The sequence below is a fragment of the Tissierella sp. genome (assembly GCF_031460495.1).
In the GTDB taxonomy this organism is placed as follows: Bacteria; Bacillota; Clostridia; order Tissierellales; family Tissierellaceae; genus JAVKTS01.
In genome coordinates, this window is record NZ_JAVKTS010000001.1 from 650,100 (window position 1) to 675,598 (window position 25,499).

21 protein-coding genes are annotated in these 25,499 nt (G+C 33.4%); 19 read left to right on the top strand and 2 right to left on the bottom strand.

The genetic code is table 11. From position 1 onward, the window contains the following. Positions 1-141 precede the first annotated feature (141 nt). The 16 genes from RIN63_RS03040 (at position 142) to RIN63_RS03115 (ending at position 19,045) form a co-directional block, all read left to right on the top strand. Positions 142-2,364 carry a stalk domain-containing protein gene (locus RIN63_RS03040; RefSeq protein WP_310443184.1) on the top strand — a complete coding sequence of 741 codons (2,223 nt, stop codon included), beginning with the start codon at positions 142-144 and terminating at the stop codon, positions 2,362-2,364. Positions 2,365-2,625: 261 nt separating this feature from the next. Then, positions 2,626-3,249: a TetR/AcrR family transcriptional regulator gene (locus tag RIN63_RS03045; RefSeq protein ID WP_310443185.1), complete on the top strand. Its 624-nt coding sequence runs from the start codon at positions 2,626-2,628 to the stop codon at positions 3,247-3,249. Next, the gene (locus RIN63_RS03050) at positions 3,246-4,475 is read left to right on the top strand and encodes a cation:proton antiporter (protein ID WP_310443186.1); all 1,230 of its coding nucleotides are present in this window, start codon (positions 3,246-3,248) and stop codon (positions 4,473-4,475) included. The genes RIN63_RS03045 and RIN63_RS03050 overlap by 4 nt, the downstream gene beginning before the upstream one ends. 157 nt (positions 4,476-4,632) lie before the next feature. After that, positions 4,633-5,505, top strand: coding sequence for an AraC family transcriptional regulator (locus tag RIN63_RS03055; RefSeq protein ID WP_310443187.1), 873 nt, complete (start codon positions 4,633-4,635; stop codon positions 5,503-5,505). 176 nt (positions 5,506-5,681) lie between these two features. Next, entirely contained in the window at positions 5,682-6,746 is a 1,065-nt protein-coding gene (locus RIN63_RS03060) for a helix-turn-helix domain-containing protein (RefSeq protein WP_310443188.1), read from the top strand. 190 nt (positions 6,747-6,936) lie between these two features. Then, positions 6,937-7,656, top strand: coding sequence for a tRNA (N6-threonylcarbamoyladenosine(37)-N6)-methyltransferase TrmO (tsaA, locus tag RIN63_RS03065; protein ID WP_310443189.1), 720 nt, complete (start codon positions 6,937-6,939; stop codon positions 7,654-7,656). A 176-nt stretch (positions 7,657-7,832) separates the two neighbouring features. Beyond that, a complete protein-coding gene (locus RIN63_RS03070) occupies positions 7,833-9,149 on the top strand; it encodes an aminotransferase class I/II-fold pyridoxal phosphate-dependent enzyme (RefSeq protein ID WP_310443190.1) in 1,317 nt (438 codons plus the stop codon). A gap of 232 nt (positions 9,150-9,381) precedes the next feature. Beyond that, positions 9,382-10,524: a DUF3798 domain-containing protein gene (locus RIN63_RS03075; RefSeq protein ID WP_310443191.1), complete on the top strand. Its 1,143-nt coding sequence runs from the start codon at positions 9,382-9,384 to the stop codon at positions 10,522-10,524. 140 nt (positions 10,525-10,664) lie between these two features. Next, positions 10,665-12,266 (top strand): sugar ABC transporter ATP-binding protein, encoded by a 1,602-nt coding sequence (locus tag RIN63_RS03080; RefSeq protein WP_310443192.1) that lies wholly within the window; start codon positions 10,665-10,667, stop codon positions 12,264-12,266. Further along, positions 12,259-13,326: an ABC transporter permease subunit gene (locus RIN63_RS03085; RefSeq protein ID WP_310443193.1), complete on the top strand. Its 1,068-nt coding sequence runs from the start codon at positions 12,259-12,261 to the stop codon at positions 13,324-13,326. Before RIN63_RS03080 ends, RIN63_RS03085 begins: the two co-directional genes overlap by 8 nt. After that, a complete protein-coding gene (locus RIN63_RS03090; protein ID WP_310443194.1) occupies positions 13,319-14,782 on the top strand; it encodes an ABC transporter permease subunit in 1,464 nt (487 codons plus the stop codon). Before RIN63_RS03085 ends, RIN63_RS03090 begins: the two co-directional genes overlap by 8 nt. Positions 14,783-14,978: 196 nt before the next feature. Continuing rightward, positions 14,979-15,125, top strand: a complete 147-nt coding sequence (locus RIN63_RS03095; protein WP_310443195.1) for a FeoB-associated Cys-rich membrane protein — start codon at positions 14,979-14,981, stop codon at positions 15,123-15,125. Between the two features lie 45 nt (positions 15,126-15,170). After that, entirely contained in the window at positions 15,171-15,998 is an 828-nt protein-coding gene (locus tag RIN63_RS03100) for a sulfurtransferase (RefSeq protein ID WP_310443196.1), read from the top strand. 169 nt (positions 15,999-16,167) lie between these two features. Then, the gene (locus RIN63_RS03105; RefSeq protein ID WP_310443197.1) at positions 16,168-17,247 is read left to right on the top strand and encodes an ABC transporter substrate-binding protein; all 1,080 of its coding nucleotides are present in this window, start codon (positions 16,168-16,170) and stop codon (positions 17,245-17,247) included. Further along, positions 17,247-18,257 carry an iron ABC transporter permease gene (locus tag RIN63_RS03110; RefSeq protein ID WP_310443198.1) on the top strand — a complete coding sequence of 337 codons (1,011 nt, stop codon included), beginning with the start codon at positions 17,247-17,249 and terminating at the stop codon, positions 18,255-18,257. Before RIN63_RS03105 ends, RIN63_RS03110 begins: the two co-directional genes overlap by 1 nt. Before the next feature lie 11 nt (positions 18,258-18,268). Beyond that, entirely contained in the window at positions 18,269-19,045 is a 777-nt protein-coding gene (locus tag RIN63_RS03115; RefSeq protein ID WP_310443199.1) for an ABC transporter ATP-binding protein, read from the top strand. Positions 19,046-19,091: 46 nt separating this feature from the next. Here the strand turns inward: RIN63_RS03115 and RIN63_RS03120 are convergent, their stop codons facing one another. Together RIN63_RS03120 and fdhF are read right to left on the bottom strand one after the other, a co-directional pair. After that, complete coding sequence (locus RIN63_RS03120; RefSeq protein ID WP_310443200.1) at positions 19,092-20,324, bottom strand: aminopeptidase; 1,233 nt, start codon at positions 20,322-20,324, stop codon at positions 19,092-19,094. Positions 20,325-20,428: 104 nt separating this feature from the next. After that, positions 20,429-23,143 carry a formate dehydrogenase subunit alpha gene (fdhF, locus tag RIN63_RS03125; protein WP_310443201.1) on the bottom strand — a complete coding sequence of 905 codons (2,715 nt, stop codon included), beginning with the start codon at positions 23,141-23,143 and terminating at the stop codon, positions 20,429-20,431. Between the two features lie 192 nt (positions 23,144-23,335). Between fdhF and RIN63_RS03130 the strand changes: the two genes are divergently transcribed. The 3 genes from RIN63_RS03130 (at position 23,336) to RIN63_RS03140 (ending at position 25,311) form a co-directional block, all read left to right on the top strand. Next, entirely contained in the window at positions 23,336-23,449 is a 114-nt protein-coding gene (locus RIN63_RS03130) for a DUF6530 family protein (protein ID WP_310443202.1), read from the top strand. Between the two features lie 116 nt (positions 23,450-23,565). Further along, positions 23,566-23,691: a hypothetical protein gene (locus RIN63_RS03135; RefSeq protein ID WP_310443337.1), complete on the top strand. Its 126-nt coding sequence runs from the start codon at positions 23,566-23,568 to the stop codon at positions 23,689-23,691. Between the two features lie 138 nt (positions 23,692-23,829). Further along, positions 23,830-25,311 (top strand): methyl-accepting chemotaxis protein, encoded by a 1,482-nt coding sequence (locus RIN63_RS03140; RefSeq protein ID WP_310443203.1) that lies wholly within the window; start codon positions 23,830-23,832, stop codon positions 25,309-25,311. Positions 25,312-25,499 lie beyond the last annotated feature (188 nt).

Genomic DNA, 25,499 nt, shown 5'->3' on the forward strand with positions numbered 1-25,499 from the left:
ATTAGAAGGTGACATATTAAAGGGAGATATATTATTATTGTGCGAAGGGGGATGGAATATCAACTTAGGATGAAAATATATATTTGTGTGTGAAGTTTAAGTGTATTCATATTTAAAATAAGAAAGGATTGGTGTATTATTATGATGAAAAGATATAAGTTATTTAAAGTATTCGTGATTGCATTTGTTTTAGTTTCATTAGTTATAACGCCTAAAACATATGCAGGTGGTGAAACCAGTATTGATGCTAATTATTTAAATCTAGAAGAATATCGTGGTCTTGGCGAAACTGTTCTTAATGTAAAAGTGACTGGTACAACACAAGGAAGTGCATGGGGAACTGGAATATATTCGGATGATTCTGATATAGGAGTAGCGGCTGTTCATGCAGGTATTTTAAAGGCTGGAGAGACAAAATCAATTAAAATAACTATTCTCCCAGGACAAAACTCATATGTTGGTTCCTTGAAAAATGGCATCGAAACTTATGATTATCCTGCATTTGATGGAAGCTTTAAATTCACTGATGCAGTTCAAACTACAGAAGAAAAGATATTTGATGCTAAATATTTAAATCTAGAAGAATATCGTGGTCTTGGTGAAACCATTCTTAATGTAAAAGTAACTGGTACAACACAGGGAAGTGCATGGGGAACTGGAATATATTCGGATGATTCTGATATAGGAGTAGCGGCTGTTCATGCAGGTATTTTAAAGGCTGGAGAGACAAAAACACTTAAAATAACTATTCTCCCAGGGCAAACATCATATGTTGGTACTTTGAAAAATGGTATCGAATCTTATGGTTATGGTGCATTTGATGGAAGCTTTAAATTTACCGATGCTGCTCAAACTACAGATACACCAAAGCCTCCTACACCTCCTGTAAAAACAGACGAAGATATAAGCTCGGAGGTATTTAAAGAAGGAGTAATTATGTCATGGAAAACTAAAGGAGTACTTGGTTATCGCTTATTTAGATCAACAACAGAAAATGATTTAGGTATTTCAGTTACAGATTTTTATATTACAATTAATTCATATGCTGATGTTAATGTAGAGCCAAATACTACCTATTACTATACAGTTAAACCAGTGCTTGTTGAAGCTGACCCAATAAAAGGTATAAAAGAAGAATTAGGTGATGCAATAGCAAAATATAAAATAAAAACAGGAAATGAAGTTACAAAATCAGAAAATGTGAAGAATTTTATCGTACTTCAAATCGATAATCCAAACATGAGTGTTAATGGCAAAATCCAGGAGATTGATCCCGGTCGCGGGACTACCCCTATAGTTGTTTCATCACGCTCAATGGTTCCTATTCGTGCAATTGTAGAAGCTATGGGTGGGACAGTTGGTTGGGATAGTAGCACTCAACAAATCACATTAACGGCAAATGGAAGTACCGTTAATATGTGGGTAGGAAAAAAATCTATAACCGTGAACGGAGAAAAGCGTGAAATAGATGTTACACCAATCGTTCAAAATGGCCGCACATATGTACCAGTGCGTTTTGCAGCTGAAAATCTTAATGCAAAAGTAGATTGGATTAACAGTACTAAAGAGGCCGTAATAACTTATGAGGTAAAAAAAAACAATAATTTAGGTGATGAAAAAATCATTACACCTGCAGACCCAAAAACCCCTACACAACCAGAAGTACCAACAGAACCAAAAACACCTATAGTTTTAGATGATCCAAAATACACTGTTCCAAAGCAACCAGTATTTTATATGGAGGATGATCTTAAGTTACTTGATGGAAATCTAGGGCAAGTAACATTTAGATTAAAAAGACCAGTAAGCCTTGGAGAATTAACAGGATTTAAGGTTTATTTTACAAACAATGGAAAGTCCGAAGTATATGAATTTACTGAGGATGCTTTCGCTTATACTGAGGAAATAGGTAAGACTACTGATATTAGTATTACAACTGTAAATGGAACAGTTGAAAGCACACCTCAAAAACTAAAATTTACTTTACTTGAAAGAATAGTTGGAAAAACTATGTGGTCAGAAAGACAATCAGATGAACTTGTTGGTTCACGATGTTGGTATGGACTTTCATGGCAACCAGTTAAAGGAGCAAGCAAATACAAGGTGTATGTATCTGGGAGTAAAAGGAATTATATGAATTTCCAAAATGACAGAGATTTAACTGGTTTTAGTGAAATTGTTGTAACTGATACTTCTTTCAGTACTAAATTAAATACTGGTTTACCTGCAGATATTGTTAATGCATCTTGGGGTGAATCAAGGTATGTGGTGGTGTTCCCGATGAATGAAGACGGTATAATAGGGGCATTTCCTAAATATTTTGAAATCACAATGACTGGAGTAAGCTCACCAGCACATTATTAAGGCCTAAAAAGCAATAGTATAAGTAAGAAGCAATAGGGACAAAGACTGTTCCTATTGCTTCTTCTGTTGAAGAAGGAATGTTCCATAGCTCTATACATAACCCTTTCCCTTTCATACTTTGATTTCTTATTTTATGGTTTCATTAAATCAAAACTTATATAAAATATGTGTTAGGAAATAACTTCTATAAAAATTATTGACCGACCAGTCTATTTGTGATAATGTTGACTGAGTGGTCTAAAATATGTAGAGGTGAAAAGAATGAAAAGAGAAGAAAAAAACTTGCTAAGACGGCAAAAGATAATTAATAGTGCTATAGCCGAATTTGGGATTAATAGCTATGCAGAAGCATCTTTAAATGCTATCTGCAAAAATGGCAATATATCAAAAGGAATTATTTATCATTATTTCAAAGACAAAGATGAGTTATATTTGGTTTGTGTTAGTGAATGTTTTCGTAGGTTAACTACTTTCCTTAATAGCAAAATAATAACTTTCAATAATGTTGAAGAAGATATAAAAGAATATCTTGATATGCGTCATGAATTCTTTGTTGAAAATCCTAATTTTAGCAATATATTTGCAAATGCGTTATTGCAGCCACCTAAGCACTTGATAACGCAAATAAAGGAAATAAAAGTTGAACTGGATAAATTTAATGTTAATTTTTATGGACAAGTTCTTCAAAATGTCAGTCTAAAAAGTGATGTTTGTCGTGAAGAAGCTATTGAATATTTTCTTATATTTCAAGAATCATTTAATAACTACTTTCACAATAAAACCTATAGAGATTTTAGGAAGCTATTAGATGAGCATGAGCTTAAATTAAGCAAACTATTAAAAATTATGATTTATGGAGTAGCAAAGGAGGAAACAAAACAATGATTCTATTAATATTAAGACTTTTGATAGCAGCTTCTATGGCATTTTTTATGGGTAAACTTATATCTAAGATAAGGCTCCCTTCCATTTTAGGATGGCTTATAACAGGTATGATTTTAGGGCCTTATGCAGTGGGGGTAGTTAATAATGAACTGTTGAATGCTAGTTGGTATCAAACTACTTTAAACATTTTAGAGTGTGGTATGGGTATGATGATTGGTACTGAGCTTGTATTGAAAGAGCTCAAAAGAAGTGGAAAACAAATCGTTATAACAACCATTACCCAATCTCTTGGGACCTTTTTTGTGGTAACATTATTTTTTGGAATAATATTTTATTTCATAGGTGTACCATTATATATATCACTTATATTTGGAGGAATTGCTCTTGCAACAGCCCCAGCTCCTGCTTTATCTATAGTGAAAGAATTTAAAACAGATGGTCCAGTAACGAGAACTTTAATTCCTATGGCTGTGCTTGATGATATTGTTGCAATTATAGTGTTTTTCAGCATTATAACATTTATTACTGCTGCCAATGCAGAAGTATCAACACCATTATATCAAACACTGGCTATGATGATATTATTACCAATTGCTATCGGAGTAGCGGTCGGATTAGTCGGAGGAGTTGTCCTTAAAAAAGAGCGTTCTAAAAATATAACATTAATGATTACCCTTGTACTTATTTTGCTAGTTTCAAGTGTAGGATTTATTTTTAATAACCTGATTTTAGCACAGCCAGTGCTGAATTTCATGCTAATAGGTATGGCTTTTTCTGCTACCTTTGCAAATATAGTATCTGAAGAAAGATTGTCACAAATAATGAATGCTTTCAGCCCAATTCTAGGAATTTCTATGCTCATAGTTATCCTAAATCTTGGGGCGCCTCTTGATTACCACTTAATTTTAGGTGCAGGAATATTTACAGCGATATATATTATATCAAGGGCGATAGGTAAATATACAGGTGCCTTTTGGGGAGCGAAAATGACAGGCTTGCCAGAAACAGTGCAGAAATATTTAGGACTTACACTATTACCTCATTCTGGGGTTTCCCTTGTTTTCACAGGGATTGCAGTTACAACATTAAATACCTTTGATCCCACCTCTGCAGCTATAATCCAAGGAACAATTGCAGCTGCCGCTGTTATTAATGAGGTTATTGCAGTTATCATATCCAAAAAGGCTTTTGAATGGGCTGGAGAATTTGGAAAAGCAACAGACTAAGGGGTGCAAATTTTATAAAAACAAAGAAGTATAGTTAAAACTCATATTATTGAAAAAAACTTTACAGATAAATAAAAATATAAGTTATAATATTATCAAGAATACATAATTTTAAATATCTAGGATTTTTAAATATGGATAGAAGGAGGCATATATTATGAGAAGTAGTTTTGATGAATTCATTGATAGAATTCCAAAGAATATTCATTCTAATACTAAATCTTATGTAAGCAAAAACATTGCAATTTTTATTCCAGAAGAATTTTTAAAAGATATAAAAATCAAAACAGTGGATTATCACTTTGTAATATTTCATACAACGCCACCTACTATAAATCTTGGAAATATTGAGTTTCAATTTAAAAAAGGGAGTTTTATTTGCATTAAACCAGGTATAGAGGTTGAAGTTAATCATATACATAGCACTGGGCAAATAAAATTTATATCTATTGGTGTAAAAAAAGATTTTTTTGAGAACATAGCTTCACAAATAATAAATATGGAAAAAATTGAATTTAAAAATAATGATAATGCTTATAGTCATCAAATATTAGATTTAATTGAGTTTTGGATTAAAGAAATAATAGATTTTGGAGAAAACTGTCCATTGATGATCGAAAGTATAGAAAAACAGCTGATAATACAGTTAATGAGAGATAGCATGCCAGAGTTTCTGATAAGTGGAAGAATTAATTTTACTGATAATGATTATATAGATCAATCTATAAGATATATGCAAAAATATTATAGCAGTAATATTACAATAAATGAAATATGTAATACTATCTATATAAGTTCTTGCCATTTCCAAAGGATTTTTAAAAAGCAAATGGAACAAACGCCATATAGCTATTTGATGGGAATCAGAGTAGATAAGGCTAAGGAAAAGCTGATAAATGATCATGCTCATATTGAGGAAATAGCTAGACTCTGCGGATTTGTGAGCACAGCTCATTTTTCATCAGTGTTTAAGCGTATGGAAGGAATTTCACCTTCTGAATATAGAAAAAACAATCTAAAATCCATCTAATAATTTGCCAAGTAATTACTTGGCAAATTATTTTGTTGGATCTTTCTAAACTGTAATCATATATTATCTAATCAACCAATGGTGGAGTTCGTTCAACAAACCCTTGATAGTCATTTAATAAATAATACTATATAATCAAATTATCCTAGGCAATCAAAATGAGAGGAGAATTGATTATGAATAATCTTGAGATTGGAAAGAAGATTAAATATTTGAGAAAAGGTAAAGGAGTTACTCAAGAAGCCTTAGCTAATTATCTTGGAGTAACTACCCAAGCAGTATCCAAATGGGAAAATGAGGCTACAGCTCCTGACATCTCATTATTACCTAATATATCAGTATATTTTGGTGTTACAATAGACGAACTATTTTCTTTAACTGACGATGCGAAGCTTGAGAGAATAGATAATATGATTGACGATAAAAGATACTTGTCAAATACAGAATTTAATGAATCTGAAGAATTTTTAAAAGAGCTTATTGACAATTACAATAATTCGGAAGAAAAACGGGTAAATACTCATAGAATCTTAGCTTACTTGTACATCCACAGAATTGGAGAATATCAAGAAAAAGCAGCATTCTATGCAAAGGAAGGTATCAAACTTGCACCTTTATGCTCGGATTTGCACAAAGGACTTAATAATGCTCACAAGGTTCCTATTGGAGACTGGAGTGTAATGAATCATGCAGAAAGCATTGCTTATTATACGGATTTCGTAAAGAAACACCCAGATCATAGAACAGGATATATGTGGTTATTAGATTCCCTTATTAATGATGGACGTTTGCAAGAAGCCAGAAATATTCTTAAAGAATATGAAGACATGATTAAAAGAACAAAAGACAACGATTGGCGAACAATGAATTACAAGGCCTTAATAGAATTAAAGGATGGGCATAAAAACAAAGCAAATGAGATTTGGAATGACATGTTAAAGGTACATTCTAATATAAGTGGGCCATATTTTGAAAGAGCAGTAGTTCACGCTTATAATGGAGAATGGGAAGAGGCAATCTCATGCTTTGAAAAGGACTTTGAGTTAATGAAAAAGCCGAGATATACGGACTCCTTAGAAGCAATAGCAAAGATTTATGAAATCATTGGTGATAATAAGAAAGCAACTGAGACATACAACAGTTATATTCAATTACTAGAAAATGAATGGAATATAACAGAAGGGGAAACTATGGATTATCCTAAGAGGCAAATTGAAAGGCTAAATAATAAACAAAAATAAACAATAAATTAATATAGGAATCACTGATAATAGCCGATAATCTAGGAATAATATTCTTGGATTATCGGTTATAATTATTTCAACTAGATTATTATCAAACATACTAAGTTGAGAAATTTATACATATAAGCCATATAAATGATATAATAATCATATAGTAAAAATCCAGATATATAGATAGGTGAACTAAATGGCAGATAATAGAGAAAGTAATTATAGTCAAGGGACAATCCCTATGAAGGTTATTGCTCATATTAGAACAGATTTTCCTAGTAAATTTGGTGTTCCTCGCCAAAGTGGTCTAGTCAATGCTCTAAGGGGCACTATAATATTTGAAGCAGAATATCGCAATATTGATGCATTAAGGGGACTGGAGGATTTCTCTCATATCTGGCTTGTTTGGCAGTTCTCAAAGGTAGTAGGAGATGGTTTTTCACCTACAGTAAGACCTCCAAGATATGGAGGCAACAAACGGATGGGTGTTTTTGCAACTCGTTCACCATTTCGCCCAAATCCTATAGGGCTTTCATCTGTAAAGCTGGATAGAATAGAGTTGGATTCTGTACATGGACCGGTTCTACATATTTCAGGAGTTGATCTAGTAGATAAGACTCCTATTTTAGACATAAAGCCTTATCTACCATATACGGATTGCCATATTGATGCAAGAGGAGGATATACTGACTATCTTAATGATAATATTATTGAAGTTGAATTTTCTGAAGAACTATTGCAATTAATACCTGATGATAAGCAGAGTGCACTAATTGGCGCACTTGCCCATGATCCAAGGCCTAGCTATCAAAAAGATTCTGATAGAATCTATGGTATGCAGTTTGGAGAATTCGATATTAGATTTACAGTGAAGAATAAAATATTGATTGTAAGAGAAGTTGTACCATTATACTAAAGATTTGATTTAGAGAATTGTATAGTCTTGATAAATAATTTAATAATAAGATGAAATCAAATTTTTATTAGTGTATAATATAGCTAAGTATACCAAAGTTTTATAACCAATAGGAAAGTTCTACTTTCTTATTAACAAAGTTTGCATATAAAAATCCAACTAAAGGGGGAAGTATAATGAACAAACCAATATTATCAGCACATTTTGAGTCAAGGACACCATCTGATGTTCGTTTAGCTCAAATGAAGTATGATGAGCGTAAAGTAAAACCTGAGGCAGTAATCAATGTTGGGATAGGTAATGTATCTCTACCAACAAATCCAGCTATGTTGAAGAGAATGTTTGAGCTTAATGCACCAGAGAGTCCATTTGCCAATGGCGTTATAAGATATTCAGGTACAGCAGGTACTGTTGAAGCACAAGATGCTTTTAAGAATATCTTAAAAAGTGAAGGCTTTGATACTTCAAAGCTTTATGTTCAAGTAACTGATGGTGGATCTTCAGGTATGGAATTATTAATTTTAGGTGTTTGTGGTCCTGCCGGAACTGACGAGAAACCTCTTATGATGATAGACCCTGCTTATACTAATTATATTTCATTTGCAGAAAGAACTGGTCGTAAAACCGTAACTATAAAACGTCATTTGGGCGAAGATGGAAAGTTCAACTTACCTGATATGAATAAAGTTGAAGAAATGATAAAAGAAAACAATCCAGGAGCACTTTTAGTAATTCCTTATGATAATCCAACAGGACAGTATTATAATTATGATATACTTAAGGATCTTGCTAAGCTTTGTGTTAAATATAATATGTGGATGGTAAGTGATGAAGCTTATCGTGAATTATTTTATGATGAAAACGAAGAACTTGTAAGTATCTGGGGAATAACTGATGCAGATGTTCCTGGAATTGAAGGCAGAAGAATTAGTATAGAAACAGCATCTAAAGTTTGGAATGCTTGCGGTTTAAGAATTGGTGCAGTAATCACTGATAGTCCAGAATACAATAATCGTTCAGTTGCTGAATATACAGCTAACCTTTGTGCCAATGTAATTGGTCAATATATATTTGGCGCACTAGCTCATGAAAGCAAAGAAGATATTCTTGGTTGGTGCAAACAACAAAGAGATTATTACAAAGATCAAATTGTAAAAGTGTACAATGGTCTTAAAGAAGAAGAGCCAGGGCTTATTGTATCAAGTCCAGATGCATCAATATACTCAGTAATTGATGTAAGAAATGTTGTAAAACCAGGATTTGATTCAATAGATTTCGTTCTATACTGTGCAGGAGAAGGATCAGCTAAAATAGATGGAGTTGAGACAACTCTACTTGTGGCACCAATGAAAGGTTTCTATGATGTTAAAAATGATGCAGAAAACCCAGGAAAAACTCAATTTAGAATTTCCTTCGTTGAGTCCCCTGAAAACATGGATAAAATTCCAAAACTTTTTGTTCAACTTTTAAGACAATACGAATCTCAAAGATAGACTTAATACAAATATTATTAAATAAATATAAAAGCACAAAGTTTTCAATATGAGAACTTTGTGCTTTTTATATTAAAAACAGCATTTGTTATTGCGACTATTCCCAAACTTTGGAATATTTGGATAATATATCTTGAAAATATTCATAAAGAGGTTTATACTTTAATATATAATAGAATACTTTGAATTGTTAGATTAGTTCGAAGATAATATTAATTAAGGGGGAAGACAAATGACCAAGAGAATAATCTGTTTGTGCATGGTTTTTATTATGGTATTTGCATTAGTAGGATGTCGTAGTTCAAAAACTGCTGATGGTCCATCAGGTGATTACAAGATTGGTATTATAACTGGAACTGTATCCCAAGGAGAAGAAGAATACCAAGCAGCACAAAATATGCAAAAGAAATACGGCGATATAATAGTTACAGCTACTTATCCAGATAACTTTTCTTCTGAAACAGAAACAACTATTGCAAATGTTGTTTCCCTAGCATCTGACCCAGAAGTAAAAGCAATAGTATTTGTACAAGCTGTACCAGGTGCTTCTGCAGCTATAGACAAAGTTCGTGAAACAAGACCAGATATGTTATTTATATCAGGAGTTGCAGCTGAAGATCCAGCTACAATATCCAGCAAATCAGACATTGTAATGCTTGTCGATGAAATTTCTATGGGTAAAACAATTCCACAAAAAGCTGCTGAAATGGGAGCTAAAACATTCATTCATTATTCATTTGCTCGTCACTTATCATATGCAACTATAGCTGCTCGTCGTCAATTGATGGTTGATGAATGTAAAGAATTAGGTATTAACTTTGTAGATGTTACTGCTCCAGACCCTACAGGAGATGCAGGTGTATCAGGAGCTCAACAATTTATACTTTCAGATGTTCCTCGTCAAATAGCAGAATATGGCAAGGATACAGCATTTTTCTCTACAAACTGTGCTATGCAAGAGCCTTTGATTCGTTCAATTTGGGAAGAAGGAGCTATATTCCCACAACAATGTTGTCCAAGTCCTTACCATGGATATCCAGCTGCACTTAATATTAAGGTAGATGGTCATGAAGGTGATGTTGAGTATATGCTAGATTCTATAAAAGAAAAACTTGTAGAAAAAGGCCAAGAGAAAAGAATGTCAACTTGGAGCGTTCCTGTTAATATGCTAATGGTTGAAGCAGGAGTTGACTACGCTATAGAACATCTTGAAGGCAGAACAAAAGGTGATTTAGATGAGGCTGTTTTATCAAAGATAATGAACAGAATCGCTGGTGGAGAAGGTTCAGCTAAGTTAAGTAAATTCAATGAAAATGGTGTTGAACTAGATAATTTCTATATGTTGCTTTGCGATTTCTATGATTTTAGTCTTTAATGATTATAATTGACAACTAATCATAATCTAAAAATCGCCGGCTTGATCGGTAGCCGGCGATTTTTTCTATAAAGAATGAGGAAGTTTGACTTTAATAATATAATAAAGCAATTATTTTCATAAAGCTAGGAGGGATTCAGATGGAAAATCAATATCTCCTAAATATGGACAACATATCAAAGGAATATTACGGTAATCGTGTGCTTAAAAATGTTAATTTAAAAATTAAAGCCGGAGAAATACATGCTTTAATGGGTGAAAATGGGGCTGGAAAGTCTACATTGATGAATATATTGTTTGGAATGCCTGTGATACATTCCACTGGAGGATTTGAAGGAACAGTTGAAATTGATGGGAAATCTGTAGTAATAGATGCCCCACATAATGCAATGAATTATGGTATAGGAATGGTTCATCAAGAATTCATGCTTATTCCAGGATTTACTGTTACAGAAAATATAAAAGTTGGTAGGGAAATAAGTAATCCGAATTTATTAAGTAAAGTTTTTGGGAAAAATTTAGAAACTCTAGATTTTCCAAAGATGAAAAAAGATGCAAAAAAGGCCTTAGCTACAATCGGTCTTAATATAGAAGAGTATGTTAAAGTTGCAGGATTACCAATTGGTTATATGCAATTTATTGAGATTGCAAGAGAAATTGATAAAACTGGGATAAAGCTATTAGTATTTGATGAGCCTACTGCAGTACTTACTGAATCCGAGGCGGAACGCTTGTTGGAAATCATGCGTCTAATTGCAGATAAAGGTATAGCCATAGTATTTATAACTCACCGTCTTGATGAAGTAATGGCCATAGCAGATAGTCTTACAGTTCTAAGAGATGGTGAATTTGTTATACGAAAGGATGTAAAGGATTCTTCCGTTGAAGAAATTGCTGAACTAATGATTGGTAGAAAAGTAGAAAAGCTCGTTGATGATATGGAAGATAATCGTGTATTAAGAGATGATGATATAGCTCTTTCCATGAAGGATTATTATGTTAATATGCCAGGCGAAATGGTTAATGGAATTAATCTTGATATCCGCAAGGGTGAGATTTTTGGAATAGGTGGTCTTGCTGGACAAGGGAAAATTGGTATCCCTAATGGTATAATGGGTCTGTATGAATCAAAGGGCACTGTTAGTCTATTTGGCAAGGAATTGGAACTATCAAAATTAGGCAATGCTTTAGAGAATGGAATCGCCTGTGTTTCTGAAGATAGAAGGGGCGTAGGATTACTTTTAGGAGAATCAATTGAGCAAAACATTGCTTTCTCGGCTATGCAAATCAATGATGATTTTTTAGTAAAATTTGGTCCAATTAAATTATTCGATCAAAAGAAGGCTAGAAAACATGCCATGGACATGATAGAACTATTGGATATTCGTTGTACTGGTCCAAAGCAAGCTTCAGGAAGTTTATCTGGTGGAAATCAACAAAAAGTGTGTTTAGCTCGTGCCCTTACTATGAATCCTGATTTGCTAATTGTATCAGAGCCAACTCGTGGTATTGATATTGGTGCTAAAAAACTAGTACTAGAATATTTAGTCAAACTTAATCGTGAGCAAGGTCTAACTATAATCATGGTTAGTTCTGAATTGGTAGAGCTACGGTCATTATGCGATAGGATCGCAATAGTTTCAGGAGGAAAGCTGGCTACTATATTGAAACCAGATGCAGCAGATGCAGAATTTGGTCTTGCTATGGCAGGTTCAAGGAAAGAAGGTGCTAAGAATGCGTGATAAAGTGAATAATGTCTATCAAAACATTGGCTTACCTAGACTGATTATTATTGGGTTTTTTCTATCTATGCTAGCTTTAGCTGCCCCTTTGGGATTAAGTGTACCTAATCTTTTGGGAGATGCTATTCGCCGATGGGCAATGTATGGAGTATTAGTACTTGCAATGGTACCTGCTGTTCAATGTGGTATTGGCTTGAATTTTGGAATATCATTAGGTATAGTTGCAGGACTCTTAGGGTCAATAATAACAATTGAAGTAGGAGCTATGAATCCTTGGCTAAGTATATTATTAGCTATGGGCGTTGGAATTGGTATAGCGAGTATACTAGGGATAGGATATGGCTTGGTTTTAAATAGAGTAAAAGGCTCAGAGGTAACTGTTTCAACTTATGTTGGTTTCTCTGTAATTGCTTTTATGAATATTTTATGGCTTTCCTTACCATTTAAGAGTGGCGAATTAATATGGCCACTAGGTGGGCAAGGTATGAGAAATACCATAAGTCTTGCTAGTAGTTTTGGAGAAGTATTCAACAGATGGTTAGACTTCTCCATTGGTGAAGGAATAAATGGCCTATATATTCCAACAGGATTAATCATCTTTTTCTTATTGGTTTGTTTTATAGTATGGCTTTTCATGAGAAGTAAGGCGGGTATCGCCATGAGTGCAGCTGGAGCAAACCCTGTGTTTACAAAATCCTCTGGTATAAATGTGAATAAGATGAGGATTTTAGGTACAGTTATTTCCACTGTATTAGGTGCAGTAGGAATAATTGTCTATTCACAAAGCTATGGTTTCATACAGCTTTATAATGCACCATTGTGGATGGGATTTCACAGTGTAGCTGCAGTGCTTATAGGGGGAGCTAGTGTAGATAGGGCAAAGATATCCCATGTAATTATAGGAGCATTTTTATTCCAAGGGATATTAGCAGTAGCTTTACCTGTGGTTAACAAATTAATGCCTGATAGCAATCTTTCAGATGTTATTAGAATTATTATCTCCAATGGCATAATACTATATGCCTTGTCAAAGACAAAAGGAGGTAGCAAAAATGCCTAATATTAAAGATAAAACTCTAAATATAATTAACGATAATAAGGTTGTTCTATTATTTGTAATTTTATGTATAGGTGCAATAGTAGCTTCTGGTAGTCCTCTTACCTTCATAGCCGGAGAATTATTTACTCGTATAGGTAGAAATGGATTCACAGTTCTGTCCTTGCTTATTCCGGTTTTAGCAGGTATGGGATTGAACTTTGGTATAACAATAGGAGCAATAGCAGCTCAAATTGCCGTATTTTGGATAGTCTACTGGGGTTTTACTGGTATAGAAGGTTTTCTTGTTTCTGTACTAATGGCTACCCCTATAGCAATATTATTTGGATGGTTGGTTGGTAAGCTATTTAACAAGATGAAGGGCGCAGAGATGATTGCGGGAATGGTCTTAGGCTATTTTGCTGATGGCTTGTACCAATTATTTTTCCTATTTATAATTGGAGCAGTTATTCCAGTACAAAATGATACTCTAATCATAACTGGAGGCATCGGAGTAAAGAATACTATAGACTTGGCAAGCAATTTAAAGTATTCCTTGGACACTGTTTCAATGCTAACAATAATTAGTCTATCATTCTATATAGTTGTAGGAATCCTTGCATTGAAATTCATCCTAAGAGCATTAAAGAAAATTGAAACTTCCATGATCAAGGATTTAATCCTATTAGTTGCTGCTGTAGCTATATATGGAGCAACATTTATTCCTGGAATTAATGGATTTTTAGCAATGGACAGATTGCTATTACTTCATGGTGTAATCATAGGAATTGCAATTCTGATTATTTCTCAAGTTTGGAAGATAATAGACAACAAATTCATTAAACATACTGAAGAATATAATATCAAACAGCCAATAGCAGGAATAGTAGCAGCAGGATTAATTTTCTTATTGACCTATATAGGACCAATTGAGGAAATATTAATGTATGTAAATATTCCTGTAACAACATATCTATGTATAGTTGTACTATGTATATTCAACAATATGCTACTTCGAACCAGACTTGGCCAGAATATGCGTACAGTAGGTCAAAGTCGTACTGTAGCCAATGCAGCTGGTATAAATGTTGATAGAACAAGGATAATAGCCATGATTATATCTACTGTACTTGCTTGTTGGGGTCAGTTAATTTATTTACAAAACATTGGTACCTTCTCAACCTACGGTGCCCATACTCAAGTAAGTCAGTTCGCCATAGCAGCACTTCTTGTAGGTGGAGCATCAGTTCATAAGGCAACAAACAAACAAGCCATAATAGGGGTTATACTATTCCATACCTTGTTTATAGTTGCACCTCAAGCAGGAAAAGAGTTGTTTAACAATGCACAACTAGGAGAATATTTTAGAGTATTCGTTGCCTATGGAGTTATAGCAGTATCCCTTGCAATGCATGCTTGGAAGACTACTATAAAGCCTAAAGAAACGGATAAACTTGATTCCAGTTTAGCTGATAGTTAAATTACTGATTAAAAAACAAATGAATAAGTGAAAATAGCCTTCCTACAAGCAAATGTTTATATACTCGTAGGACGGCTATTTTTTCATATTATAGATAATTTGATTTCAAAAATATTGACTTTTCTAGCTAGTTGATTTATGCTTATAATATAGGTATAATTGATATTCATTATCAAATAGCTAGGAGGAGCTTAATATGGTAGATTTGATTATAATTGGGATTATAGTGGTTTGCATAGTGCTAAGTATAACTAGTATTAGAAAGAGAAAAAAATCAGGTGGATCTAGTTGCGGTGGTAGCTGTAGTGGTTGCCCGTCTACAACTTGTAGCACCAATAAATAGGATTAAGATATAGGTACAAGATAAAATCTGTCCAGGAGGTATTAGATGAAGAATATTGTATCCCAAGAATGGTTAGTAAATAATATGCTAGAGGAAAATTTGATTATATTAGATGTGAGGGCAGGCTTGACTGATCCTGATTACGGTTATGAAGAATATAAAGAAGGTCATATAAAAGGTGCTCAATTTGTTTCAATGGAAGACACCTTGACAGGGAAATTAGGTCAGCATGGGGGTAGACACCCATTACCTAATATGGAAGTATTTATTGAAAATATGAAAGAATTGGGTGTAAATAATGATTCTACAATAATCATATATGATGATGGTGATTTATCCATGGCAGGTAGACTTTGGTGGATGTTGAAATATGCAGGAAAAGATAAGGTATTTGTCTTGGAAGGTGGAATAAAAGCTTGGATAGAGAATGGGAATGAACTTACAACAGAGATACCTACACCTCTAAAATCAAATTCATTGACCTTGAATATAAATGATTTAATGAAAGTAGATGTTGATTATGTAAAATCAGCTATTAATTCAAAGGATGTTGCTATTGTAGATGCAAGAGCTAAGGAGAGATATGCCGGTGAAGTGGAACCCATGGATAGAATACCAGGACATATCCCTAATGCATTGAACTTTCCTTGGATGGATTTGTTAATTGATGGAAAGGTAATGGATAAGGAATCCCTGATTGACCATTTCAAATCCTTGGAAAAATATGAAGAAGTAATTGTTCATTGTGGATCGGGTATTACAGGCACTGTAAATTACATGCTAATGGAAGAAATAGGACTTACTCCAAGACTATATCTAGGTGGTTATAGTGATTGGGTTAGCTATGAGGATAATGAAGTAGTGAAAGATTAATATAATAGTTAGTATAATAAAATGCAGAGGGAATTCCCACTGCATTTTAAAATGCCACTTGTCAATGGATTGACACCTAAAATAATATATGGTATATCTTATTTAGGTGAATACTGTAATCAAGTGTTAGCTTATACATCATACTAAAGAATTTACGAGGAGGAATAGCATGAAATTTTGGAAAAGAAGTCTATTGTTTTTAATTGCATTTGTTATGGTAATATCTGTTATAGGGTGTACAGCTAAGGATGAAGCAAAGGAAGACATAGGAACACCAGATATAGGTTCTGAAACACCACAAGAAGGTGAAAAAGAACTGGAAGATTCAACAATCACAATTACAGATCACTTAGGTAGAACTATTACTATGGAGAAGAAAGCAGAAAAAATAGTAAGTGGGTATTACATAACTACATCTATGTTAATTGCTTTAGGATTAGAAGATAATGTAGTAGGAGTAGAAGCAAAAGCAAACACAAAGCCTATTTACTCATTAGCTGCACCACAATTTTTAGAGTTACCAAATGTAGGCACTGCAAAGGAATTTAACTTAGAGGGTACAATAGCTCTTAATCCAGATTTAGTTATATTACCTATTAGGTTAAAGGATGCTGTAGAAAGCTTAGAAAAAATGGGCATAACAGTAATAGCAGTAAACCCTGAAAGTATGGATTTACTAAAAGAAGCTATTGAAATGATAGGAAAAGCTACTGGAACGACAGCAACAGCAGATAAGTTGATAGCATATTATGATCAAAAAACTATAGATATTAGACTAATGGCTCAATATGGTAGTAGAATGAGGATTTACCTTGGAGGTAATAGTGATTTTCTATCTACTGCCTCAAAGAAAATGTATCAAAGCTATATGATTGAAACAGCTGGAGGCACTAATGTAGCTTATGATATAGATGATACCTATTGGTCTATCATTTCATATGAACAGTTAATCGCTTATAATCCAGAAATGATAGTTATAGTACCAGGAGCAACTTATACAAAAGAGGATATTCTTAATGATCCTAAATTAGCTGCCATTGATGCAGTAAAGAATAATAAGATTTATGTAATGCCAGATTCCTTTGAAGCTTGGGATTCTCCAGTACCGTCTAGTATATTGGGCACAAGATGGCTAGGATTTGTTATAAATGAAGACCTACATGCTTTTGATGCATTTAAAGATGAGGTGGTAGAATTCTACGAAACTTTCTATGGATTTACACCAGACAAAGAGAAAATAACTAAATAATGAAAATAGACAATGTAGATACAAGAGAAATTAATAGGAAATATCTGCCTCATTACAGTATAGCAATTGTGTTATTATGTGTTGCATTTCTAATATCCATAGGAGTGGGGAGATACCTCATTCCTATTAAGGATATTTTCAAAATCTTCCTTGGTGGTGAGGTTGACGATACAGCAAGGATGGTATTCTTTAATCTTAGGCTTCCTAGGACAATTATGCTGCTTATTGCAGGAATGGGGCTCAGTATAGCAGGATCTGTATATCAAACAATCTTTAAAAATCCCCTTGCGACTCCAGATATTATAGGGGTTTCTTCGGGAGCAACACTTGGGGCGGCTGTTTGCATTGTATTTTTAGCTGGAGGAACTTTTACTATAGCCTTTAGTTCTTTTGTGGGGGGAGTTTTAGCAGTTTTTGTAGCTATTGGACTTACCAAAATATCCAATAAGGGAATTGCAAGTTTTGTTTTGGCAGGTATAGTGATTGGATCTCTAAGTAACGGATTTATAATGATATTGAAGTACTTTGCTGATCCAGAAAGACAATTGGCAGCAATTGAATTTTGGTCGATGGGGAGTTTTGCTGGGGTTACATCAGAGAAGCTCTTTTCTATATTACCTTTCTATTTATTTGGTATTATAATGTTAGTACTATTTAGATGGCAGATTAATATCTTGTCATTAAGCGATGACGAAGGTAAAAGCCTTGGTTTACAAGTTGAAAAGATACGACTTTATGTTATTCTTGCTGCAACCTTGGTAGTAGCCAGTATTGTAAGCATTACTGGACTTGTATCATTTATAGGTTTAATAGCACCACATATAGCAAGGATGATAATGAAAAGAAATGATTTTAATACTGCTATTTTTAGTGGACTAATTGGTGCAATAATCCTTATTATAGCTGACTGTCTAGCAAGAAGTATAGGAAGTAGTGAAATCCCCATTAGTATATTGACTACTTTTATCGGAGCACCATATTTAGCATATTTAATGAGTCGCTACAGATAGGAGGATGCATATTGGAATTACTAAAGGTTGAAAATATTGTAGCAGCCTATGACAAGGAATTAATAGTTAATGATATTAGTTTTAATATGAAAAGAAAGGAATTTATCGGTCTTCTAGGGTTAAATGGTACAGGGAAGACTACTTTATTAAAGGTAATTAGTGGACTATTAAGAGCAAAGAGTGGTAAATGTCTTATAGATGGAAAAAATATTTATGAATACAATGAAAAACAACGGGCAAGATTTATTTCCTTTATGCCTCAGCGACATAGTATAGTTTATGATACAAGGGTAATAGAAATTGTACTGATGGGTATTACTCCTTATCTTGGGGTATTTGGCTACCCCACTAGGGAAGACAAGCAGATTGCCTATAGTATACTAGAAAAAATGGAGATAGAAGACTTAGCTGATGAAAATTTTCTCCAATTAAGTGAAGGGCAAAAACAACTAATTATTGTAGCCAGATCTTTAATGCAGAATTCTGAGATTATGTTATTTGATGAGCCTAATAGTGCATTGGATTTTAACAACAGTCATATGGTTTTATCAAAAATAAAAGAAATAGTAAAAGGTGAAGAGAAGGCAGGACTAATCACTCTACACGATCCAAATATGGCACTTTATTATTGCGATAGAATAATAATATTAAAAGATAATAAAATCTTTACTGATTTTAAAACCGATGATGTAGACAGCAAATCCCTAAGCAATACATTCAAAGAAGTATATGGTGAAATTGAAATAATTCAACATAAGGAAAAATATTTAATGATAAAATCACAATAAGTTTGGAATTCGGTGCCAGGCACCAAATTCCAAACTTATTTACTTTCTAAAATACCCAGTTTCCATTCTTGAATAATTGTACTTCAGTGCCATCTTTTTCATATGCTGTAATATTTAATTCTGGACCGCCTACCATAAAATCTTCATGAATTAAACTGAAGTTCGCACCTTTTGCTTTTAGTTCTTCTTCAGTCATATTAGAACCATTTCTCATGGCATAGGCATATGCTCTGCCTAAGGCAAAATGAACTGAAGCATTTTCGTCAAATAATGTATTGTTAAACAATATACCTGTATTTGATATTGGAGAGTCATCTTGAACTAAAGCTACCTCCCCTAAATAAGTAGCACCTTCATCATTTTCCATAAGTTTTTTCAAGATGTCATATCCCTTTTCTGCATAGAAATCAACTACTTTTCCATCCTTAAATGTAAATCCAAAGTCTTCAATAAGCCTTCCATTTAAGCTAAGGGCTTTTGTAGCCTTTAATGTTCCGTTGACTTTGAGGCGATGAGGTGTAGTAAATACTTCTTCTGTAGGCATATTTGCTACATAAGAGTGGCCAGCTTGGCTTTCCTTGGAACCACCCATCCAGAAATGATCTTCAGCTAGATAAACCTCTAGGTCAGTACCTGGCCCTTTTAATACTAGTTTTTCAAATTGCTTATCATTTAAGAAATTCTTATATTTTTTCAAATTTTTATCATGGATTTCCCAAGCCTTTACAGGATCATCTTGATCAACTCTAGTAGCTGAAAATACTTTCTCCCATAATCTTTCCATGGCTAGATCAACATCTAAATCAGGGAACACAGATTTTGCCCATGGAATTGATGGCATAGCTACTATATTCCATTTTGTAATTCCTGTCATTCGATACTTCATTACAGATGCCATAGCTTGTGAAGCAGATTTCTGGCTTTTAGCAACTATTTCTCCATCTATATCTTTTAATAATTCTGGGTCAGGAGCAAGAATAAATATATGGTGGTAATTATCTTTATACATTGCTTCTAGAGAATCTACCTTCCATTGAGGGTAGTCTTCAAATACATAATCTTTACCATGTTTAAATCTTGCTAAACTCATTTCATCGTCATTTAATTGAAATTCAACATGCTTTGCTCCTGCGTCATAGGCTTCTCTCATAATAGCCCGTGCAAGAGGCAAAGTTACGGCATTTCCTGTTACTATTAGACCTTCTTTTTCTTTAAGATTTATACCAACTTTTACTGCCAGCCTTGCATATTTATCTAAGTTGCGTTGAAAATTATCCATTAATAGCCTCCTTTTAGTAAAAAATAGTACTTAATGCCTATTGTACCATAGATATACATATTTATATATTTATTTTAAAAAAAACATACAAAAATCTCTTTTACTTAGACTACTTTTTCAACCCTTACAGCTGCAACTTTTAATTCTGGTATCTTTGCCATTTTATCTACTTCAGGATTTGTTAGGTAATTTACCTTTGCATCTGAATAATGAAAAGGCATAAATAATACATCTTCAGCTATCCTATCGGTTGACTTTACTGTAGTGACCACTGAGCCACGCCTAGAAGTAACTTTTACTTCTTCTCCATCATGTAATCCTAATCTATCAACAGTTGCTGTATTCATCTCGATAAAGGAATCTGGGGCTTTCTTGTCAAGTGCATCTACTCTACCTGTCATAGTCATACTGTGATATTGATATAATACCCTGCCTGTAGTCATAATAAATGGGTAATGCATATCTACTAGCTCTGCACTTGAAATATTGTCTACTGTTACAAATAAGGCCTTCCCTCTATCAAACTTTCCTTCATGCAAGAGTTTAGTTCCAGGGTGATCCTTATCTAAGCAAGGCCATTGTATTCCTACTTCCTCTAATCTATCATAGGATATTCCGCCGTATTCAGGGGTTAGTGAAGCAATTTCTTCCATTATTTCTGATGGGTGCTTATAATTTTGATTCATTCCCAGTCTATTCATTATATCCATAATGATTTTCCAGTCAGGCTTAGAATCTCCAACAGGTTCGATTGCTTTTCTTACTCGTTGAACTCTTCTCTCCGTATTTGTAAAAGTTCCATCCTTCTCAGCAAAAGAGGCTGCAGGGAGGACAACATCAGCAATGGCAGCTGTCTCAGATAGAAAGATATCTTGCACAACTAAAAAATCCACATTTTTTAAAGCCTTTTCTACATTCTTTAAATCTGGGTCTGTAAGCATAGGATTTTCACCCATAATATATAGGAACCTAATACTGCCATCTTCTCCTCCGTGTATTATTTCTTGTAGGGTTAATCCTGATTTTGATGGTAGAGTAACTCCCCAAGCCTTTTCAAACTTTTCCCTCACTTCCTTCTTATATACCTTTTGATATCCTGGATAATCCCCAGGAAGGCTACCCATATCACATGAGCCCTGTACATTGTTTTGTCCACGCAAAGGATTGATACCTGTGAATTCCTTTCCTATATTTCCACAAAGCATTGCAAGGTTAGATAAAGCCATAACAGCATAGCTACCTGAAACATGTTGAGTTATTCCCATGGCATAGTATATCCCAGCATTTTCAGCCTCTGCATACATTCTAGCAGCTTTTTTTATATCTTCAGGATCAAGGTCACATACATCAGCTACCTTTTCTGCTGTAAATGATTTAATATGTTCTGCAAATTCATCAAAATTTTCGGTTCTTTCTTCTATATATTTTTTATCGTGCAAATCATTTTTGATTATCTCATTCATCATTGCATTTATAAGGGCAATATTATTACCTGGCCTCATTTGTAAATATATATCTGATATTTTAGCCATATCAGTTTCTCTAGGGTCTGCTACAATAATTTTGGCCCCTTTTTTCTTCGCCATCCTCATTTTATTGGATATAACTGGATGATTTTCTGAAGTATTTGATCCAATTATAAACATTAGGTCTGTATCTAATATTTCCTCGATACTATTAGTCATGGCGCCGCTTCCTAAAGTAGTTGCAAGTCCTACAACTGATGAAGAATGTCAGAGTCGTGCGCAATGATCAATATTGTTAGTACCAAACCCTACTCTAACAAGCTTTTGAAATAAATAATTTTCTTCATTTGTACATCTTGCTGAACTCAACCCACCGAACACATCACTTCCGTACTTTGACTTTATTTCATTGGCTTTTTCAGTTATTAAATTATATGCTTCTTCCCAAGAGGCTTCCACAAACTCACCGTTTTTCCTTATGAGAGGAGTTTTTAATCTATCAGGGTGATTAATGAATTTAAAACCAAACTTTCCCTTAACGCACAACAAACCCGTGTTAGGCAATACATTAACGGGCTTACAATCTACCACATGTTCATCTTTAACTACTAATTCTAGTTGGCAGCCAACTCCACAATATGCACATGTTGTTTTAACATATCTTGATTCTTCAGTTTCTTCCTTATTTTGCTTCATAGTTTCTGTATCGTGCAGTTCGCCTACTTCCATCATATATTGTTTTGGCATTAGAGCACCTGTGGGACATACTGATACGCAATTCCCACAGTCTTCACATTGATTATTTTCAGAGGATGAAGTTTTTCTAGATATATATCCTTTATGGTTGATTTCTAAGGAACTTCTACCTTGTAATTCATTGCATACATTTATGCATAGATTGCAAGAAATGCATTTGTTAGGATCTATATCATAAAATAGATTTGTAGTGTCCTTAGGATATATTTCTCTATCACTTGTATATGAAGCTGTTTTATTTACAACTTCATATTCATCACAATAAGAATGTAGTTTACAATCTCTTGTTTTATGACAATCAGTACAATCATCAGGGTGACCCCATATTAATTTGTCCAACACTTCTCTTCGAGCAGATATTACTTTTTGGCTATTTGTTTTAATTATCATACCTTCTTCTACTCTAAGAGAGCATGAAGTTTTTAGGTCAGATTGACCATTAACTTCAACAATACATAGATTGCATGAGGCTTCAGCCTCTAATCTTTCATCATGGCATAAGGTTGGAACATGTATACCAAATTGATTGCATGCCTGAAGTACTGTCAAGTTTTCAGGGATTTCATAGTCCATATTATTAATATTTATATTTATCATTTACTCATTCACCTTTCTTGGGTTATTGTTCCATTTTTCCCATTATCGCGAGAAATTATGATATAAACTTTAAAATAATAAAATCAATGTTATTAGATACAGTAATAAAAATTTCAATTGCATCTTTTCGAAAATAGTATCTATAGATTTTAAATTTAGTAGACTAGTGAACAAAGAAGGGAGTAAAGAATAATGAAAATACCAACAGCTTTAAAGCATAAACCAGTGATAGTATCTGCAATCTATGAGAATATTGATGTTAGAAATGCTTATGACTCAGATGCAAAAGGCCTTTCATTGGACTAGCTCAGTGGATGACAGGGTAAGGTAGATATTTCTGCTAAGGTATGTTGATATACAGTGAAAAGTGATCCACACATTCAATAGCCTTAGGCACTAATAATGAAAAAATAGATGAGGATATCAAACTATTCAGTCAAGCATTAAATGATTATGGGGAGCTTATAGGCGAAAGATTATATACCTTATCAAGGATTTTGGAAGGAAATGAGATATTAGATCAAAAGGAAGTAATAGATAAATATTAGGAAGAAATATAGCACTTGTCACATTGTGTATTATTACCAGGGTCATGTAAAAAAATGGTAGAACTTATCACATGAATGTGATAAACTACATCTATTATTAATATTACAATAAATACAACTTGGGGGGTAGTAATAATTATGGTAGGATTATCAAAGAATTATGATGCTACAAGAGTAGACAAGTTTAACTTAATTCTTAGTTGGATAATTATTATATCGGTGGTATTACAAAGTTTTTTAAATAATGGTTTTGATTATGGATTAATTATGAGTGGAGTAGGATTAACTTTCATATCGATAAGCATGATTTCTTATTTTGCTAAAATTAATCATAAGGTCAAAAGTTTTATAATTGGATCTATGGCAACATATGTAGGCCTGGTAATGTCGCACTTAACCCAAGGAGAGCCTAAAATATTTTTAGGTTATTATATTTCACTAACCATGATGGGACTTTACTTTAGAAAATCTTTGGTATTAAATTATGGAATATTTTTCAATATTATTATGTCAATTTATTTTTATATAAGTCCTACATCTGTACTTAAATCAGGGAGTATCAATGAGTTTATATCATATATGTTTCTTTATGACATATCTATATTAGTCATATACTTTATGTGTAAATGGGGAAATGAATATGTACAATCCTCAATTAAAAGTGAAAATGAATCTAATTTATTAGTGAAAAAGCTTGAAGATACAATGAAAGTTATACAAAGTAGTACAGAGGTGTTAAATAATAATATATCTAATTCTTCAAATGATCTTCAGATAATTAGAGATATAAGTAACTCTATTACCTTAGCTGTTCAAGAGATAGCCACTGGTGTTAGTCAGGAGGCAAATAGTATCCAAAGTATAAACAACTTAGTTTTAGAAGTCGGTGACATAGTTAAAGATACACAGAAGATTTCAATGGAGGTAAGTCAAGTTACTAATGAAACAGATAAACTAACATTAAATAGCCTTGAAATATTCAATAAAACAAATGAACAGATGGAAATAATCAATAGTACGGTCACATCAGCTGCAAACAATGTACAAGAACTGGAAAGCAGTATAAATAATATTAATGTAATATTATCCATTATAATACAGATATCAGAACAAACAAATCTTCTTGCATTAAATGCAGCTATAGAAGCCGCTAGGGCTGGTGAATCAGGTAGGGGCTTTGCAGTTGTTGCAGAAGAGGTGAGAAAACTTGCAGAACTTAGCAAGGAAAATGTTAACGATGCTAGCAGGATAATCAATGAAATAAACCAAAGGACTAAGATAGTGCTATCGGAAGTAAATCAAGGAAACGAAGCAGCAGATATAGGTAAGGATCTTATGGAGGGTATGATTAAAAGCTTTGGTAGTATGACATCCTCTTTTGATAAAGTAAGGAATATGGTGAAATTAGAGGATAAAAATGTTGAAGATCTATTCAACAGATTTAATGAGATCCAATATCAAATAGAAAATATAGCAAGCATATCAGAAGAACATGCCGCTTCAATAGAAGAGATACAGGCAACAATTGATGAGCAGAATAATAGAATAATTAATAGTGATATTGCTATAAAAGATATGGGAAAATCCAGTAAAGAACTTGCAAGAACGACTATGCAATAATATATAATAACTATTTGTGTAAAGGCAAGATGCACAATAATTGAAGATAGATAGACATTTAATCTAGATGTAATGGGTCCATTCCTATTGCATCTAGATTAATTTTAGGACCGTTTAATACTAGATATTGACATAAAAAATAAAGTATGATATAAAATTATTATTAGCACTCTCAAACTTAGAGTGCT

Excerpts from the sequence above, each read along its gene's own strand:
- RIN63_RS03040 (WP_310443184.1), top strand. The coding sequence starts at position 142 with ATGATGAAAAGATATAAGTTATTTAAAGTATTCGTGATTGCATTTGTT.
- RIN63_RS03045 (WP_310443185.1), top strand. The coding sequence starts at position 2,626 with ATGAAAAGAGAAGAAAAAAACTTGCTAAGACGGCAAAAGATAATTAAT.
- RIN63_RS03050 (WP_310443186.1), top strand. The coding sequence starts at position 3,246 with ATGATTCTATTAATATTAAGACTTTTGATAGCAGCTTCTATGGCATTT.
- RIN63_RS03055 (WP_310443187.1), top strand. The coding sequence starts at position 4,633 with ATGAGAAGTAGTTTTGATGAATTCATTGATAGAATTCCAAAGAATATT.
- RIN63_RS03060 (WP_310443188.1), top strand. The coding sequence starts at position 5,682 with ATGAATAATCTTGAGATTGGAAAGAAGATTAAATATTTGAGAAAAGGT.
- tsaA (WP_310443189.1), top strand. The coding sequence starts at position 6,937 with ATGGCAGATAATAGAGAAAGTAATTATAGTCAAGGGACAATCCCTATG.
- RIN63_RS03070 (WP_310443190.1), top strand. The coding sequence starts at position 7,833 with ATGAACAAACCAATATTATCAGCACATTTTGAGTCAAGGACACCATCT.
- RIN63_RS03075 (WP_310443191.1), top strand. The coding sequence starts at position 9,382 with ATGACCAAGAGAATAATCTGTTTGTGCATGGTTTTTATTATGGTATTT.
- RIN63_RS03080 (WP_310443192.1), top strand. The coding sequence starts at position 10,665 with ATGGAAAATCAATATCTCCTAAATATGGACAACATATCAAAGGAATAT.
- RIN63_RS03085 (WP_310443193.1), top strand. The coding sequence starts at position 12,259 with ATGCGTGATAAAGTGAATAATGTCTATCAAAACATTGGCTTACCTAGA.
- RIN63_RS03090 (WP_310443194.1), top strand. The coding sequence starts at position 13,319 with ATGCCTAATATTAAAGATAAAACTCTAAATATAATTAACGATAATAAG.
- RIN63_RS03095 (WP_310443195.1), top strand. The coding sequence starts at position 14,979 with ATGGTAGATTTGATTATAATTGGGATTATAGTGGTTTGCATAGTGCTA.
- RIN63_RS03100 (WP_310443196.1), top strand. The coding sequence starts at position 15,171 with ATGAAGAATATTGTATCCCAAGAATGGTTAGTAAATAATATGCTAGAG.
- RIN63_RS03105 (WP_310443197.1), top strand. The coding sequence starts at position 16,168 with ATGAAATTTTGGAAAAGAAGTCTATTGTTTTTAATTGCATTTGTTATG.
- RIN63_RS03110 (WP_310443198.1), top strand. The coding sequence starts at position 17,247 with ATGAAAATAGACAATGTAGATACAAGAGAAATTAATAGGAAATATCTG.
- RIN63_RS03120 (WP_310443200.1), bottom strand. The coding sequence starts at position 20,324 with ATGGATAATTTTCAACGCAACTTAGATAAATATGCAAGGCTGGCAGTA.
- RIN63_RS03130 (WP_310443202.1), top strand. The coding sequence starts at position 23,336 with ATGAAAATACCAACAGCTTTAAAGCATAAACCAGTGATAGTATCTGCA.
- RIN63_RS03140 (WP_310443203.1), top strand. The coding sequence starts at position 23,830 with ATGGTAGGATTATCAAAGAATTATGATGCTACAAGAGTAGACAAGTTT.